Origin of the sequence: Streptosporangium carneum (assembly GCF_027922005.1) — a bacterium.
GTDB classification, from domain to species: domain Bacteria; phylum Actinomycetota; class Actinomycetes; order Streptosporangiales; family Streptosporangiaceae; genus Streptosporangium; species Streptosporangium carneum.
Genome location: NZ_BSEV01000036.1, coordinates 63,095 through 80,283 on the forward strand (window position 1 = coordinate 63,095; position 17,189 = coordinate 80,283).

The 17,189-nt window shown below is 74.2% G+C and carries 8 protein-coding genes; all 8 read left to right on the forward strand.

The window, feature by feature from the left end:
• Positions 1-14 precede the first annotated feature (14 nt).
• The gene (locus tag PKF00_RS40170) at positions 15-695 is read left to right on the forward strand and encodes a GntR family transcriptional regulator (RefSeq protein ID WP_271223008.1); all 681 of its coding nucleotides are present in this window, start codon (positions 15-17) and stop codon (positions 693-695) included.
• Positions 692-2,122: an NAD-dependent succinate-semialdehyde dehydrogenase gene (locus PKF00_RS40175; RefSeq protein ID WP_271223009.1), complete on the forward strand. Its 1,431-nt coding sequence runs from the start codon at positions 692-694 to the stop codon at positions 2,120-2,122. The genes PKF00_RS40170 and PKF00_RS40175 overlap by 4 nt, the downstream gene beginning before the upstream one ends.
• Positions 2,119-3,186 (forward strand): DUF2804 domain-containing protein, encoded by a 1,068-nt coding sequence (locus PKF00_RS40180; protein WP_271223010.1) that lies wholly within the window; start codon positions 2,119-2,121, stop codon positions 3,184-3,186. Before PKF00_RS40175 ends, PKF00_RS40180 begins: the two co-directional genes overlap by 4 nt.
• A gap of 11 nt (positions 3,187-3,197) precedes the next feature.
• Complete coding sequence (locus PKF00_RS40185; protein ID WP_271223011.1) at positions 3,198-5,009, forward strand: glycerol-3-phosphate dehydrogenase/oxidase; 1,812 nt, start codon at positions 3,198-3,200, stop codon at positions 5,007-5,009.
• On the forward strand, positions 5,006-6,484 hold the full coding sequence (locus PKF00_RS40190) for an FGGY family carbohydrate kinase (protein WP_271223012.1): 1,479 nt from the start codon (positions 5,006-5,008) through the stop codon (positions 6,482-6,484). The genes PKF00_RS40185 and PKF00_RS40190 overlap by 4 nt, the downstream gene beginning before the upstream one ends.
• The gene (locus tag PKF00_RS40195) at positions 6,481-7,686 is read left to right on the forward strand and encodes a CaiB/BaiF CoA transferase family protein (RefSeq protein ID WP_271223013.1); all 1,206 of its coding nucleotides are present in this window, start codon (positions 6,481-6,483) and stop codon (positions 7,684-7,686) included. Before PKF00_RS40190 ends, PKF00_RS40195 begins: the two co-directional genes overlap by 4 nt.
• 179 nt (positions 7,687-7,865) lie before the next feature.
• A complete protein-coding gene (locus tag PKF00_RS40200; protein WP_271223014.1) occupies positions 7,866-9,035 on the forward strand; it encodes an acyl-CoA dehydrogenase family protein in 1,170 nt (389 codons plus the stop codon).
• An 801-nt stretch (positions 9,036-9,836) separates the two neighbouring features.
• Positions 9,837-17,189, forward strand: a 7,353-nt coding sequence (locus tag PKF00_RS40205; RefSeq protein WP_271223015.1) for a SpvB/TcaC N-terminal domain-containing protein, incomplete at its 3' end; no start/stop codon positions are given.

Below are 17,189 nucleotides of genomic sequence, written 5' to 3' on the forward strand. Positions count from 1 at the left end.
GGTGTTGCGAAGTGATGACAGAGACGTTCCCCGCGCCGGAGCGGCCCCAGCCCTTCCGAACCAAGGCGGAGCTGGCGGCCGAGCACATCAAGCAAATGATCATGTCGGGTCAGACGCCCCCGGGGACGAAGATCGTCACGCGGGTGGTCGCCCAGGCCGTCGGCATCAGCGACACCCCGGTGCGCGAGGCCATCAAGCAGCTGGTCTCCGAGGAGTGGCTCGTCGAGCGCCCGCACATCGGCGCGGTCGTCGCCGACTTCACGGTGCAGAACGTGCGGGAGCTGTACGGCATCCGCGCCGCGCTGACCTCCCTGGCCCTGCAGCTCCACCAGGCCCCGCTCAGCGGGCCGAGGCTGGCGGCGGTGGACGAGGTGCTGGCCGGTTCGGCCGTCGCCATCGCGGCGGGCGACGTGGCCGCCTTCGCCGCGCTCAACCGCCGGTTCCACTCGCTCTTATGCGACACCGAGCAGTCCCGTCTCGTGCACCGGATGCTCGTCGGCCTGTGGTCGAAGACGGAGACGGCGCAGCGCGGCTTCCGCCTCGTGCCCTGGCGGCTGCCGCAGTCCCACGCCGAGCACGTGGCGATAAGGGACGCACTCGCCGAGGGGGACATCGCCCGCGCGAGCGAACTGCAGCACGCCCACGAGATGGCCGCGATGAACGCGTTGATCCAGGCAATGGACGGTGAACCATGAGGACAGGACGGGCCCTCGTCGGAGGGCGCTGGCGGGAGACGGCCGAGCGTTTCGCGGTGACCGACCCCGCGACCGGCGAGACGGTCGCGGAGGTCGCCGAGTGCGGCGGGGAGGTGGCCGTCGAGGCCGTCGACGCGGCGTCCGCCGCGCTGCCGGGCTGGCGGTCCATGCCCGCGCACGAACGCGCGACGATCATGCGCGAGGCCGCCGGGCTGCTGCGGGAGCGCGCCGAGGCGATCGGCGCGGTCATGACGGCCGAGCAGGGCAAGCCACTGGCCGAGGCCGCGGGCGAGGTGGTCGCGGGAGCCGACCACCTCCTGTGGTCGGCGGAGGAGACGCGCCGCGTGTACGGCGAGACCATCCCCTCGACCGGCGCCGACACCCGCATGTGGCTGCTGCCGGAACCGGTCGGCGTGGTGGCGGCGATCACCCCGTGGAACTTCCCCGTTTCGATGATCACCAGAAAGCTGGGCCCCGCCCTGGCCGCGGGCTGCACGGTGGTGCTCAAGCCGTCCGAGCTCACCCCGATGTCGGCGGTCGCGGTGGCCGAGTGCCTGACGGAGGCGGGCTTCCCTCCCGGGGTGTTCAACCTGGTCACCACGGCCAGGCCGGGAGGGTTCGCCAAGGCGGTCATGGCCGACTCCCGGGTCAGGAAGGTCTCCTTCACCGGCTCGACGGCGGTCGGCAGGGAGCTGATCCGGCAGAGCGCCGACGACGTCAAACGGCTCAGTGTCGAGCTGGGCGGCCACGCCCCGGTGCTGGTCTTCCCCGACGCCGACGTGGCCGCCGCGGCGGCGGGCGTGGCCAGGAGCAAGTTCATGAACGCGGGCCAGGCCTGCACCTCCCCCAACCGGATCTACGTGCACGAGTCCGTGGCGGACGAGTTCGTCGGCGAGCTGGTCAAGCTGGCGGAGGCGGTGACCGTGGGCAACGGCGCCGAGCCCGGCGTGACGATGGGCCCGCTGATCGACGACCGCGCGGTCGCCAAGGTCAGGCGGCACGTCGAGGACGCGCTCGCGCACGGCGCCCGGCCGGCGACGACCCGCGAGGAGGGATCCGGCAGGTTCTGCCCGCCCGTGGTCCTGACCGGCGTCACCGACGACATGCTCGTGTGCCGGGAGGAGACCTTCGGCCCGGTCGCCCCGGTCCTGACGTTCGGCGGGGACGCCGACGAGGAGGTCGTGGCCAGGGCGAACGCCACGCCGTACGGCCTGGCCGCCTACCTGTGGACGCGCGACCTGACCCGGGTCGTGCGCGTCTGCGAGGAGCTGCAGTTCGGCATCGTCTCAGTCAACGGAGCCCCGCTCGCCCCGCCCCAGGGACCGTTCGGCGGGATCAAGGGCAGCGGGTACGGCCGCGAGGGCGGCCATCACGGAGTGGAGGACTTTGTGGAGTACAAGTACGTCAGCGTGGGGCTGGGCCGATGAGCGGGGGCACGAAGGACGGCGCGCCCGCCGGGAGCGCCGGGCAGAACGCGCTGGCCAAGGACGCCTCCCGCAGGGTCGTCGAGCGCGAGATCACCGGCCGGGTCGACCTCTGCCGTCCCGACGGGCGGCTGAACCCGGCCGCCGTCGGCTGGAGCCGCACCCCGCTGCACCGGGCGAACATCCGCGGCTGGGGCCGCACGATGCGCTGGGAGTACTGGTGCCTGACCAGCCCCGAGCACGTCTTCGCCTTCAGTGCCTCCAGCCTCGACTACCTGGCCAGCGAGGCCGCCTGGTACCTCGACCGGACCACCCGCAGGGACGTCTCGAGCCGCAGCCTCATCGTGCCGAGCCGGGGCACCTCCTTCTCCGAGCGCAGCGGCGAGGGCAGCGTCAGGATCGGCAGGGGGCCGCTCAGGATCGCCGTCGACGAGACCGCCGACGGCACCAGGCTCAGGCTGAAGTCACCGGAGTTCGACGCCGACCTGCTGGTCCACCGCGTCGAGGGCCGCGACAGCCTCGCGGTGGTCGTGCCCTGGTCCTCCCGCCGCTTCCAGTACACCGTCAAGGACCTCGGACGGCCCGCGGAGGGCACGCTGGTCGTCAACGGACGCCGCATCAGGCTGTCGGCCGACGACACCCTCGCCACCCTGGACCACGGGCGCGGTCGCTGGCCCGGCAGGGTCCTGTGGAACTGGGGCGCGGCGGCCGGGCGGTCCGGCGGGCGCGAGGTCGGCGTCCAGATCGGCGGCAAGTGGACCGACGGCACCGGCAGCGTCGAGAACGGCCTGTTCCTCGACGGACGGCTGCACAAGATCAGCGAAGAGCTGGTGTGGCGCTACGACACCTCCGACTGGATGGCGCCCTGGAGGATCCTCGGCGAACGGGTCGACCTGGAGTTCGTCCCCGAGCACGTCCGCTCGGCCGACGTCACCAGGCTCTACCTGCACAGCAGGGAGGACCAGGCCTTCGGCCACTACCGGGGCACCGTCGTCGCCGACGACGGCACGGTCGTCGAGATCGACGATCTGTACGGCTGGGCCGAGGAAGTGTGCAGGCGCTGGTGAGGGAGCGACAGATGACATCCGCCCACGGCGGGGCCTCCGGTGAGACTCACAGCGAGGCTCACGACGGCCCCCGCGCCAGGACGCCCGACGGGCTCGAACCGTTCGCGGCCGGACTGCCCTTCGGCGCGGGATCCGTCCTCGACCCGCTGCGCCGCGACGACGACCTGGCGGAGCTGACCCGCGACCTCCTCGACGTCCTGGTGGTCGGCGGCGGCGCGACCGGCGCGGGCGCGGCCCTCGACGCGGCCTCCCGCGGGCTGACCACCGCCCTGCTCGAGGGGGGCGACCTCGCCTCGGGAACCTCGAGCAACTCGAGCCGCCTGCTTCACGGCGGCGTGCGCTACCTGGAGCAGCTGGAGTTCGGCCTCGTCCGCGAGGCGCTGCACGAGCGCGGCCTGCTGCAGGACCTGGCCCCGCACCTGGTGCGGCGGATGTCGTTCCTGTACCCGCTCACCCACCGGGTGTGGGAGCGCGGGTACGTGGGCGCCGGGCTGACCCTCTACGACGCCCTCGCCGGGATCGGCGACCGGCACGGCTTCCGCCGCCACCGCCACCTGACCCGCAGGGCCCTGCTCAGGCAGGCGCCCCAGCTGCGGCCCGACGTCGCGGTCGGCGCGCTGTCCTACGACGACGGCCACGTCGACGACGCCAGGCTGGTGCTGGCCCTGGCCCGCACCGCGGCCCGCGAGGGCGCGACCGTGCTCAGCCGGGTCCGCGTCACCGGCCTGGCCACCCGTTCCGGGCACACCGTGGCCACCTGCGTCGACGCGCTCAGCGGGGAGCAGTTCACGGTCCGCGCCCGCAGGGTCGTGCTGGCGACGGGTCCCTGGTCGGGGCTCACCCAGAAGATGCTGGGCACCGACCCGGTGCGGGTGCGGGCCTCCAAGGGCGTGCACCTGGTCCTGCCCCGCGAGCGGCTGCCGATGGACAGCGCCCTGATCGCGCGCACGCCCAGTTCGGTGCTCTTCGTCATCCCCACCGGGGACGTGGTCCTGCTGGGCACGACGGACACCCCGTGGGAGAACGGTCCCGGCCCGGTGCTGCCCACCGGGGCGGACGTCCGCTACCTGCTCGACCAGGCCAACCAGTGGCTGCGCGAGCCTCTCACCCCCGACGACGTGCTCGGCGTCTACGCGGGTCTGCGCCCCCTGGTCGACCAGCCGGACCGGCAGAAGACGCAGGCGATCAGCCGGGAGCACGTGGTGCGGGAGGTCGCCCCCGGCTGCGTCGTCGTGGCGGGCGGCAAACTCACCACCTACCGGGTGATGGCGCGCGACGCGGTCGACGCCGCGGTCGCCGGACTGCCCGCGTCCAGGGCCTCGGCGACCGAGCACCTCGGGCTGGTCGGCGCGAGCGGCTTCGCCCAGGCCTGGGCCCGCCGCGACTCCGCGGCGGTCGCCGCGGGAATTCCCGTGGCCTCGGTCGAACGGCTGGCGCACCGCTACGGCGCGGACTACCCGCTGCTGCTGTCCATGGGCCGCAGGGATCCCTCCCTGCTCGACCCCGTGCCGGGGGCGCCCTCGCTGCTGGCGGCCGAGGTCGTCTACGCCGGGCGGCACGAGGCCGCGATGACCGTGGACGACGTGCTGCGCCGCCGCAGCAGGGCCGGGCTCGAGACGGCCGACGGGGGCGCGGCCGCCGCGCCCCACGTGGCCAGGCTGCTGGCGGGGGCGCTGGGCCGCGCCGAGAGCTGGGCGGCCGAGCAGGCGGAAAGCTACGCGCGCGCGGCGGAGGTCACGCGTTCGGCGCTGGCCACCTCCGACGACGCCGAGCTGGTCCCGCTGCTGGCCGACCTCGCCGACCGCTGGAGCGGTGCCGCATGACCGTTCTGGCCATCGACGCCGGGACCACCGGCGTCACCTCGCTGATCGTCGCCGAGGACGGCCGCGTGCTCGCCAGGGGGCACCGCGAGTTCCCGCAGCACTTTCCCGCCCCCGGCCTCGTCGAGCACGACCCCGACGAGATCTGGACCGCGGTGCTGGGCGCCTGTTCCGACGCGCTCGCCACGGCGGCCGACTCAGGGACGGCGCCCGTCTCCTGCGTCGGGCTGACCAACCAGCGCGAGACCGTCGTGCTGTGGGACCGCGCGACCCTGCGCCCCGCGACCAGGGCGATCGTCTGGCAGGACCGCCGGTCGGCCGCGGAGTGCGACCGTCTCAGGGAGCACGAGCCGAGGATCCGCGAGCTGACCGGGCTCCCGCTGGACCCGTACTTCTCCGCGACCAAGCTGTCCTGGCTGCGCGCCAACGCCCCGGGGACGTGGGAGGGGGTGAGCTCGGGCCGCGTCGCGGTCGGCACCGTCGACTCCTACCTCCTGTCCAGGCTGACCGGCGGGCGGCTGCACGCGACCGACCCGTCGAACGCCTCACGGACCCTGCTGTTCGACCTGGCCTCCGCCGGATGGTCGGCGGAGCTGGCCGAGCTGTTCGGCGTGCCCGAGGCGGCGCTGCCGGAGATCGTCCCGTCGAGCGCCGCGGTGGGGCGCACCGACCCCGAGCACTTCCTGGGGCTGGACGTGCCGGTCTGCGGGATCGCCGGGGACCAGCAGGCCGCGCTGTTCGGCCACGCCGCCTTCACCCCCGGCGCGATGAAGTGCACCTACGGCACCGGCAGCTTCCTGCTGGTCAACACCGGTGACCGGATCGCGCGGGGCGGCACGGCGCTGTTGTCGACCGTCGCCTGGCAGCTGGACGGCCGGCCGGTGCAGTACGCCCTGGAGGGATCGGTCTTCGTCACCGGGGCCGCGGTGCAGTGGCTGCGCGACGGACTGGGCGTGATCGACGAGTCGGCCGACAGCGAGCGGCTGGCCTCCTCCGTCGACGACAGCGACGGGCTGGTCTTCGTCCCCGCGCTCACCGGCATCGGCACCCCGCACTGGGACCCCAGGGCCAGGGGCGCGCTGCTGGGCATCACCAGGGGCACGACCGACGCCCACCTCGCCCGCGCCGTCCTCGACGGCATCGCCTACCAGATCCGCGACGTCGTCGAGGCGGTCGTCGGCGCGGCGGGCATCCCCGTCTCCCGCCTGGCGGTCGACGGCGGGGCCGCGGCGAACGACCTGCTCTGCCAGATCCAGGCCGACCTGCTGGGCAGACCCGTGGTGCGCCCGGAGACGACGGAGAGCACCGGTCTCGGCGCCGCCTTCCTGGCGGGTCTCGCGGGCGGCGTGTGGGGCGGCCTCGACGAGATCTCCGAGGCGCGGGGCGGCGGCAGGGTCTTCTCCCCGCGCGAGGTCTCCGGCGACGGCTACCGGCGCTGGCTCGACGCGGTGGACGCGGTACGGAGGTTCGGCTCGTGACGGCGGAGAACGGCCGCGTGCCGGGGCCGCTCAGCGGGATCAGGGTCGCGGACTTCTCCCGGGTCCTGGCCGGGCCCTACGCCACCATGATCCTCGCCGAGCTCGGCGCGGACGTGGTCAAGGTCGAGCATCCCGGGCACGGCGACGACACCAGGGCGTGGGGCCCGCCGCACGCGGGCGGCGAGGCGGCCTACTACCTCGCCGTGAACCGGGGGAAGCGGAGCGTCGCGCTCGACGTGAAGCACCCCTCGGGACGGGAGATCGCCCAGCGGCTGTGCGCGGACGCGGACGTCGTGATCGAGAACTTCCGGCCCGGGGTCGCCGAACGCCTCGGCCTCGGCCACGAGCAGGTGCGGCGCGCCAACCCGAACGTCGTGTACTGCTCGATCAGCGGCTTCCCCGGCGAGGACCGCCCCGGCTTCGACGCGACGATCCAGGCCGAGAGCGGCTACATGCACATCACCGGCGAGACCCCGAGCAAGGTGGGGGTCGCGATCACCGACGTGCTCGCCGGGCTGAACGCCGCCGTCGCGGTCCTGGGCGCGCTGCACCGGCGCGCGGGCGGTGGGAAAGGCGAGCGGGTCGAGGTCTCGCTCATCGGCTCCGCCCTGTCAGGCCTGGTCAACATCGCGCAGAGCGCGCTGGTCTCCGGCGAGGAGGCGGTGGCCTACGGCAACGCGCACCCGACGGTCGTGCCCTACCAGACCTTCCACGCGGCCGACGGGCGCTTCGTGGTCGCCGCGGGGAACGACCGCCTCTTCCGCGCGCTGTGCGAGGCGATCGGACGTCGGGACCTGGCCTCCGACCCCCGTTTCCCGACCAACGCCGACCGGGTCCGCCACCGCGACGCGCTGATCGCCGAGCTGGAGGCGGTCTTCGCGACCCGTCCCGTCGAGGAGTGGACCGCGCTGCTCGGCGCCGCCGGGGTGCCGACCGGCAAGATCCGGGGCGTCCTCGAGGCGATCAGGACCGCCGGTGACGCGACCCTCGAGGTCTCGCATCCGACGGCGGGGCCACTCGAACTCGTCCGCACCGGATTCACCCTGGAGAGCGTCCCCGCCGACCGCGACATCGCTCCTCCGCCGCTGCTCGGCCAGCACACCCTCGAGCTGCTGGCCGAGCTCGGCGTCGCCGGCGACCAGGCCGCGCGCCTGGAGCAGGCGGGCGTCATCCGCCAGGCGGCCATGCCCGCGGCCCCCTGAACAGACCGGCGAACCGTCCGGCGAGCCCTCCCCTCCCGCCGCTCGGCGGCCCCTCCCCCACCGTCTGACACGTCCTTCCCCCACCGTCCGGCGAGCCTTGCCCGCCCGTGACAGACCTTCCCCGCCGCTCGGCGGCCCCTCCCCGCCCTCCGGCGGACCGTCCACGAAGTGAGGCACCCTTGACCCCCAACCCCCACGACTTCCTCGACGTCGACCGTGACCTCGGCGACGAGGAGCGCGCGATCCGCGACACCGTGCGCGACTACGCGCGCACCGAGCTCCTGCCGCACGTCGCGGGCTGGTTCGAGTCGGGTTCCATTCCCGACCCGCGCGCGGTGGCCAGGGGGCTGGGCGCGCTCGGCCTGCTGGGCATGCACCTGGACGGCTACGGCTGCGCGGGCACGAACGCGGTGAGTTACGGGCTGGCCTGCCGCGAGCTCGAGGCCGTGGACAGCGGCCTGCGCAGCCTGGTCTCGGTCCAGGGCTCGCTGGCGATGACCGCGATCCACGCGTTCGGCTCCGAGGAGCAGAAGCGGGAGTGGCTGCCGCGCATGGCGGCCGGTGAGGCCATCGGCTGCTTCGGCCTGACCGAGCCCGACTCGGGCAGCGACCCGGGCTCGATGCGCACCCGCGCCCGCAGGGAGGGGAGCGACTGGGTCCTCGACGGCACCAAGATGTGGATCACCAACGGCTCCGTCGCCGACGTGGCCGTCGTGTGGGCCGGGACCGAGGACGGCATCCGCGGTTTCCTGGTGCCCACCGACGTCCCGGGCTTCTCGGCCAACGTGATCCACGGCAAGATCTCACTGCGCGCCTCGATCACCTCCGAGCTCGTCCTCGACGGCGTGCGCCTTCCGGGGGACGCCGCGCTGCCGCTCGCCGAGGGCATCAGGGCCCCGCTGTCGTGCCTGTCGGAGGCGAGGTTCGGCATCGTCTGGGGGGTGGCGGGAGCGGCGAGGAGCTGTTTCGAGGCGGCGCTGGACTACGCGCGGACCCGGACGCAGTTCGGCAGGCCGATCGGGGGCTTCCAGCTCACCCAGGGCAAGCTCGCCGACATGCTGGTCGACGTCAACCACGCGAACCTGACCGCCCTGCGGCTCGGCCGCCTGAAGGACGAGGGGCTGCTGCACCACTCCCACGTCAGCTTCGGCAAGCTCGCCAACGTCCGCGCGGCCCAGCGGGTGGCCGCCACCGCGCGGAGCGTGCACGGCGCGAACGGGATCACCCTGGAGTATCCGGTGATGCGGCACATGGTGAACCTGGAGACCGTGGCCACCTACGAGGGCACGGAGGAGATCCACGCCCTGACCCTCGGCCGCGCCCTCACCGGCCACTCCGCCTTCCGCTGACCGGCCCTCACTCCCGGGCCACACCGCCTCCCGCCCCGGGCGCGGCAGCACCCCTCCGCTGCCCGGGGCTCCCACGGCGCCGGTACGGCGAGCGCGAGGCGGGGCGGACCGGCGCCGACCGGTGGACCGTTCCCCCCATTCCCCCGTTCCGCCCTGAATTCACGACGGCCGACATGACGAGCCGATTCACAGCACGCAGTTCCCCGCTTTCCTGAAAAATCCAATGATCGCACTCCGGGGCCTCCCGAGAGAGCGTGAATATCCGTCGAACGAGCATCGTGACCCACCACAGCGCACAGTAACTCCGAAAAGCACATTCGGACGGACCTCTCCCCCGTCCCGCGCGAACAGCCGATATGATGACAAATTCACATATATCATCACGGCGGCCCACCAAGGGCTCGACATGGTCGACGACCGAGCCGGAACATCCCTCCTCACCCGTACACCAGGGAGAAAACGCCCGACGTCGCCCGGACGGCGGCCCGGAGCCGTCGGCGACGCCCCTCGCGCACCCGCGGCCACCCGGCTCGAAGTCAGCATTCCTTTCCGAAAGGAGTGGACAAAACAACCGACAAGCACCTGAGCGATTAACACCTTCATGCCGGGTCTCGTGGCGTTGGCGATGATTACCGCTGATTGTCCGGCCAGACTTTCTCGTGATCAGGGCTTGCTTTAATCGCCACGGCCCACTGAAATGGGGGACGTTGGCGCGGAGTTTACGCCGCATTCCCCGCGGGCGGAAAAGGCCGGGCCACGACTCACCGTCGGAGCGTGCGTCCAGCCAACGTGGAGAGACCGATGATTCCGTTCAGGGAAGCAGGCTCGGGCGGCTCCGGCGAGTGGGCGAGAAGGTCCGGCCCCTGGCCGTCTCCGGAGGCCTCCCCCGCGCCCGGGGCTCCGTGGAACGGCGGAGCCGCCTCCGGCGGGAACGACGATCGAGGCGTGGGACCGTCGGGGCTGCCGCGGCTGCCGGTGATCTCGATGCCCAAGGGAGGCGGCGCGATCCGGGACATCGGGGAGAACTTCGCGGCCAACCCCGCCACCGGCACCGGCACCCTGTCCCTGCCCGTCCCCCTCAGCCCCGCGCGGCGGGGATTCACCCCGTCGACGACGCTCGCCTACGACTCGGGCTCGGGAGGCGGCGTGTTCGGGCTCGGCTGGCGTCTCGACGTTCCCGCGATCACCCGCAGGACCGACCGGGGAGTCCCCCGCTACCGCGACGGCGGCGAGCCCGGGGCCGAGGACGTCTTCCAGGTCCTCGGCGGCGACGACCTCGTCCCGCTCCCGGGCGGGCGGCGGTCGCGGGGCCACGCCGTCCGGCGCTACCGCCCGCGGGTGGACAGCGCCTTCTCCCGGATCGAACGCTGGACCCGCGACCTGGACGGCGACACCCACTGGCGCGTCGTCACCCGCGACAACGTCACCACCGTGTTCGGCCGCGCACCCGGGAGCCGGATCTCCGACCCGGACGATCCGGCCCGTGTCTTCACCTGGCTCGCCTGCGAGAGCTTCGACGGCCGGGGCAACGCGATCCGCTACGAGTACAAGGCCGAGGACTCGGCGGGCGTCGACGTGACGGCCCCGCACGAACGGCGGCGCACGGCCGCCGCCAGGACCGCGCACCGCCATCTCAAGCGGATCAGGTACGGCAACCTGACTCCGAGGACGCCCGACGCCCACAATGACCCGGACGACCAGGACGAGGCGGGCTGGCTCTTCGACCTCGTGCTCGACTACGGCGAGCACGACGACGGCCCCCGCGAGGTCCGGCCGTGGACCCTCCGGTCCGATCCGTTCTCCTCCTACCGCGCCGGGTTCGAGATCCGGACATACCGGCTCTGCCGCCGGATCATGCTGCTGCACAACTTCCCCGACGAGGCAGAGATCGGCTCCGGCTGCCTCGTCCGGTCGCTCGACCTCGGATACGACGTGCAGCACCCGTCCGGCCTCACCGTGCTGACCTCGGCGACACGGCGCGGCCACCGGCGCGGCCCGCGGGGCGGGCTCGTCTCGCGCGCCATGCCTCCGGTGGAGTTCTCGTACGCGCCCGCCGAGTTCGGCGACGAGGTGCGCACGCTGGACCCTGCCGGCGGCCGGAACCTGCCCGCGGGCCTGTTCCCTCCCGCCTACCGATGGGCCGACCTGGACGGCGAAGGACTGTCCGGGGTGCTCACCGAGCAGTCGGGCGCCCTGTTCTACAAGGCCAACCTCGGCGAGGGGCGGCTCGGCCCGATGCGTCCCGTCGCCCGGCGTCCGGTGCCGCTGAGCATGGGCGGCGTCCGCCAGGAGCTGCTGGACCTGGACGGCGACGGCCGGCTCGACCTGGTCGCGCTGGACGGCCCCGCGCCCGGCTTCAGCGAGCGCGCGGACGGATCCTGGACGTCATGGCGGCCGTTTCGCACCAGGCCCGTCCTCGACTGGAGCTCCCCCGGGGTCAGGCTGGCCGACCTCAGCGGCGACGGCCTCGCCGACGTGATCGTGCTCGGGGACGCGGAGCTCGCCTGGCATCCGTCGCTCGGCGAGGACGGCTTCGGCCCCGCGAGCCGGGCCAGGCTTCCCGGCGACGGCTTCGGGCCCGCGGGGCCCGCCGGCGACGGATCCGGCCCCGAGGACCTGGACGGCCCCGCCCGCGACCGTCCGCTCCACCTCCTCGACCCGACGGAGAGCCTCCAGTTCGCCGACATGACCGGCGACGGGCTGGCGTCGCTGGTCCGGATCCGCAGGAGCGAGATCTGCTACTGGCCCAGCCTCGGCCACGGCAGGTTCGGCCCCGCGGTGGTGATGGACGGAGCGCCGGAGCTGGACTCGCCGGAGGCGTTCGACGCCCGGCGGATCATCCTGGCCGACCTGGACGGGTCGGGCTCCAGCGACCTGGTCTACGTGGCCGCGGACGGCGTGCGGATGTACGCCAACCGGTCCGGCAACGGCTGGGCGCCCGCGCGAGAACTGCCGATCCGCTTCCCCGGCGTCGACGCCGCCGTCCGGGTGAGCGCCGTGGACCTGCTCGGCAGCGGCACCGCGTGCCTGGTCTGGTCCTCTCCGCTGCCGGGCGACGCCGCGGCCCCGCTGCGTTACGTGGACCTCATGAGCGCGGGCAAGCCGCACCTGCTCACGGGCGTGCGCAACAACCTGGGCACGGAGACGACCATCGGGTACGCCCCGTCCACCCGCTTCTACCTGGCCGACCGCGAGGCCGGGAGGCCGTGGGCCGGCCGGCTGCCCTTCCCGGTGCACGTGGTCGAGCGCGTCGAGACCCGCGACCTGGTCGCCCGCAACCTGTTCACCACCCGGTACGCCTACCACGAGGGCCACTACGACGGCGTGGAGCGCGAGTTCGGCGGGTTCGCGCTGGTGGAGCAGTGGGACTCGCAGGAGATCGGCGCGCTCTCCCCGGCCGTGGGGCAGGCGCGCCCCGCCAACCACGACCCGGCCGCCTTCCTGCCGCCCGTCCTCACCCGCTCCTGGTTCCACACCGGGACCGACGAGCCCGCGCCGCCGGTCGCCCTGCGGCGTCCCGGCGAGCCTCCCCGGCCCTGGCGGCTCACCCCTGACGAGCGCCGCCAGGCGGGCCGCGCGCTGCGCGGCAGGCTGCTCCGCCAGGAGGTGTACGCCCTCGACGGCACCCGCGCTGAAGGCCTGCCGTACGGGGTGACCGAGCACGCGTACGCCGTGGAGCTGCGCCGGCCGGGACACGGCTCGCCGCGCACGGAGGGCTACCTGCCCGCCGTTCTCACCACGCACCTGGCCCGCACCCGCGAGGAGCACCACGAGCGGGCCCGCTACCGCATGGCGGGCCGGGAGGTCGCCGATCCGCGCACCCGGGACGACTTCGTCCTGGAGGTCGGCGAGTACGGCGACGTGCTGCGGACGGTCTCGGCGGCGTACGGTCGCCGGCATCCCGACCCTGACCCCGCCCTGACCGACGACGACCGCGCCGAGCAGGCCCGCACCTGTGTCGTGGTCACCGAGCACCGCTACACGCGGGCCGTCGACGCCGAGAGCGCCTACCGGACGCCGCTGCCGTGCGAGACGCGGACCAGCGAGGTCCACGGGCTGCTCCCCGCCGACGGCGACCGCTTCGAGGCGGCGGAGCTGCGGGCCGCGCTCGGCCGCGTCACCGTCGAGCTGCCCGCCACCGCGTGGAACGGTCCCGGCCCGAGCGACGATCCGGGCCGTCACGGCAGCGGCCGACCGGCGCGGCGGCTCCTGGAGCGGGAGCGTTCGCTGTTCTGGCGCGACGACCTGACCGGCCCGCTGCCCTTCGGCGCGCTGGAGCCGCTGGGCCTGCCGTACGAAACCCTGCGCCAGGTCCTCACCCCCGACCTTCTCGCCGCCGAGTACGGCGACCGCGTGGACGGCGCGCGGCTGGCCTCGGCCGGCTACGTGGAGCAGGACGGCGCGTGGTGGGCCCCGTCGGGGCGGGTGCTGTTCGCCCCGGCCGACGGCGGCCCGGCGGCGGCGCGCTTCCACCTGCCCCACGGGTTCCGCGACCCGTTCGGCGCGACGACCCTGCTCGACTACGACCGCTACGACCTGCTCGCGGTCGCCACCCGGGACGCGGTCGGCAACGTGGTCAGCGTCGGCGCACGGGAGGGCGACCGGGTGCTGCCCGGCGGCTACGACTACCGGGTGCTCCAGCCCCGCGTCTCCTGTGACGCCAACGGCAACCTGGTCGAGGCGGCGTACGACGCGCTCGGCAGGCTCGCCGCGACCGCCGTGCGCGGCAAACCCGGAGGCGGCCCCGACGACCTGGGCGACAGTCTCGCGGACCTCGTCCCCGACCCTGACGAGACAGACGTCCTCGCCTACTTCGCCGACCCTGACGCGGACGCGAGCCCTTCTCCGCGGCGCGCGCAGGACTCCCCCGGCGGGCCGGCCGGGCGGCTGCTCGGGCGGGCGACGAACCGGGCCCTCTACGACGCCTCGGCCTACTTCCGCTCCCGCGACGACGCCTCGCCCCGCCCTCCGGTCTCGGCCGTGCTCAGCCGGACCACGCATGTCGCCGGACAGCCTCCCGGCGAGCCCGTCGCCCTCCAGCAGACGATCGTGTTCTCCGACGGGACCGGCAGGGAGGTCCAGCACAAGGTCCAGGCCGAGCCTGACGCCGACGGGCGGCCGCGCTGGGTCGGCACGGGATGGACGGTCTACAACAACAAGGGCCTGCCGGTGCGGCGCTACGAGCCGTTCTTCAGCGCGACCCACCGCTTCGAGTTCGCCCGCGAGAGCGGGGTCAGCTCGGTGGTGTTCTACGACCCGGTCGGCCGCGCGGTGGCGACCCTGCATCCGGACGGCGGCTACGACAAGGTCCTGTTCGACCCGTGGCGGCTGGTCACCTGGGACGTCAACGACACCGTGGCGCTGCGGCCCGACGCCGACCCGGACGTGCGGGGCCTCGTCCGCGGTTTCCTCGACGGTCTCCGCGCGGCCGGACGCCCCTGGCGGACCTGGTACGAGATGCGCGCCTCGGGCGGGCTCGGCCCGGCCGAGCGGCAGGCGGCCGAGCAGACCCTGCCGCACGCGGGCACTCCGGCCCGCGCGTGGACGGACGCGCTCGGCCGCACCTTCCTGACCGTCCGGCACAACCGCACCCCCGACGGCGACGAGCGGCACCGGACGAGAGTCCGCCTCGACGTCCAGGGGCGGCCGAGGGAGGTCCGCGACCCGCTCGGCCGCGCCGTGACCCGGATGGGATACGACCTGACGGGCGGCCTGATCACGAGCGCCGGCGTCGACTCGGGGCCGGGCCTGGTCCTGCGGGACGTCCTGGGGGCCGCCTGCGCGTCGTGGACCGCGCGCGGGCACGCCTTCCGCACGGAGTACGACCCGCTGCGCCGCCCTGTGCGGTCGTGGGTGTCGGGGCCGGGCGTCGACGGCGAGCGCGAGCACCAGCGCGTCGAGTACGGCGAGGGCCGCCCCGACGCCGCCGCCCGCAACCTGCGCACCCGGATCCACCGCACGCGCGACGGCGCGGGCGTCGTCACGCACGAGCGCTACGACGCGGACGGCAACCTCGTCGAGGCCGTCCGGCAGATCGCCCGCGACTTCCGCGAACCGCCCGACTGGTCCGGCCATGTCGACCTCGACCCCGAGCGTTACACCGGGCGCGTCACCTTCGACGCGCTGCGCCGCCCCGTCGAGGTCACCGCCCTCGACGGGAGCACGGTCGTCACCGGCTACAACGCCGCGGGGCTGCTCGAACGGCTGGAGGCCCGCCTGCCGGGAGAGTCCGCCGCCGTCCCCGTCGTCGTCGGCGTCGAGTACAACGCGCGCGGCCAGCGGGTGGCGGTCGAGCACGGCAACGGCGTCCGCACGACCCACGACTACGACGAGTCCACCTTCCGGCTGCGCCGGATCCTCACCACCCGGGGCGACACCAGGGTGCAGGACCTCCGGTACGCCTACGACCCGGTGGGCAACGTGACCTCGGTCCGCGACGACGCCCTGCAGACGCTGTTCTTCCGCAACCGGGTCGTGCCCCCCGGCGGCCGGTTCGTCTACGACGCGCTCTACCGGCTCGTCGAGGCGACGGGACGCGAACACCTGGCGCAGGTCAGGGGCGGCCAGCCGCGCGCGCTGCCGCCCACGGCGCGCGGCCGCGCGCCGCGGCCGCACGCGCACGACGGGACCGCGATGAGCAGATACACCGAGCGATACGCCTACGACCCGGTGGGCAACCTCCTGGAGATCGCGCACAGCGTCGCGGACGCGGCCGCGCCGGGCTGGACCCGCTCCTACCGCTACGACCAGGAGAGCCTGCTCGAACCCGGCCGCGCCGGCAACCGGCTCGGGGCGGTGGGCGACGCCCCCGAGGACCGGCTCCACCACGACGAGCACGGCAACGTCACCGCGCTGCCCGGCCTGCCGTTCCTCGGCTGGGACCCGGAGGACCGGCTGCGGGTCACCTCGTCCGGTCCGCCCGCCGAGGGGCTGCCGAGGGCCACCTGGTCGTCCTACGACGCGGCCGGCGTCAGGATCAGGAAGACCACCGACCGCCCCGGCCCCGACAGGGAGCGGATCCGCGTCAGCGAGCGCCTCTACATCGGACCGTTCGAGGTGTACCGGGAGTTCACCCCCGGCGGCGCGGTGAAGGTGGAACGGACTACCCTGCACGTGCTCGACGAGGAGCGCCGGGTGGCCCTCGTCGAGACGCGCACCCGCGGGGACGACAAGGGGCCCCGACTGCTCGTCCGCCACCAGTTCGCCGACCACCTTGGCTCCCCCGCCGTCGAGCTCGACCAGGACGCGCGCGTCATCGGCTTCGAGGAGTTCCACCCGTACGGCAGCACGGCGTACGAGGCGATGAACCGCCGGATCAGGGCCGCGCCCAAGCGGTACCGCTACACCGGGCGGGAACGCGACCGCGAGAGCGGGCTGCAGCATCACGGCGCCCGCTTCTACGCGCCCTGGCTCGGCCGCTGGATCAGCCCCGACCCGGCGGGCCCCGTGGAGTCGCTGTCGCCCTACGTCTACGTGGCGGGCAACCCCATGCGCCTGATCGACCCCGGCGGCGCCGCCGGCGCCGAGCCGCGCCAGCTCAACCTCTCCGAGACGCTGCGGCAGGAGGTCATCGCCACCCGTACCGGGCGGGGCATCAGCGCGGCCCTCCGCCGCGACCTGCAGGCCGTGTGGGAGTGGTGGGGCGGGCGGGGGAAGGTGGACGCGGGCCACGTCGGACGCGCCCAGTGGGAGTTGCGCGCCGGTGACCGGGGGATGGTGGCCCCCCAGCCGGCCGCGGAGAACCGGGCGCTGGGCGCTCTGGAGCGGGTCAAGGCCGCGGCCGCCAGGATCGCCAAGCTGTTCACCCGCAGCGCCGAGGGCGTGGACGAGTCCGCGGCCGCGGGGGCGAGGTACGGCCGGGCCACCGCCGCGGCCTGGCGCAAGGACCCGGGCTTCCGCGCCTTCCTCAAGACATGGGTGTCGGACGCGGACAAGGCGGTCGCGCCGGCGGCCTCGGAGGCGGGGGCCGGCGCGGCCGCCTCCGAGGCGGGCGCGCTCGCCGCGGAGGGCGGGCAGGCGGCCGCGCAGCTCGAGCTTCCCTTCGGCGAGGCCGCGCAGGTCACCGCGAACGCCGAGCAGTCCGTCGCCTCCGCGGCCCCCGCGCTGGAGGCGGGCGCGGTCGCGGCGGGCAGGACCGGGACGCTCGCGAAGGCC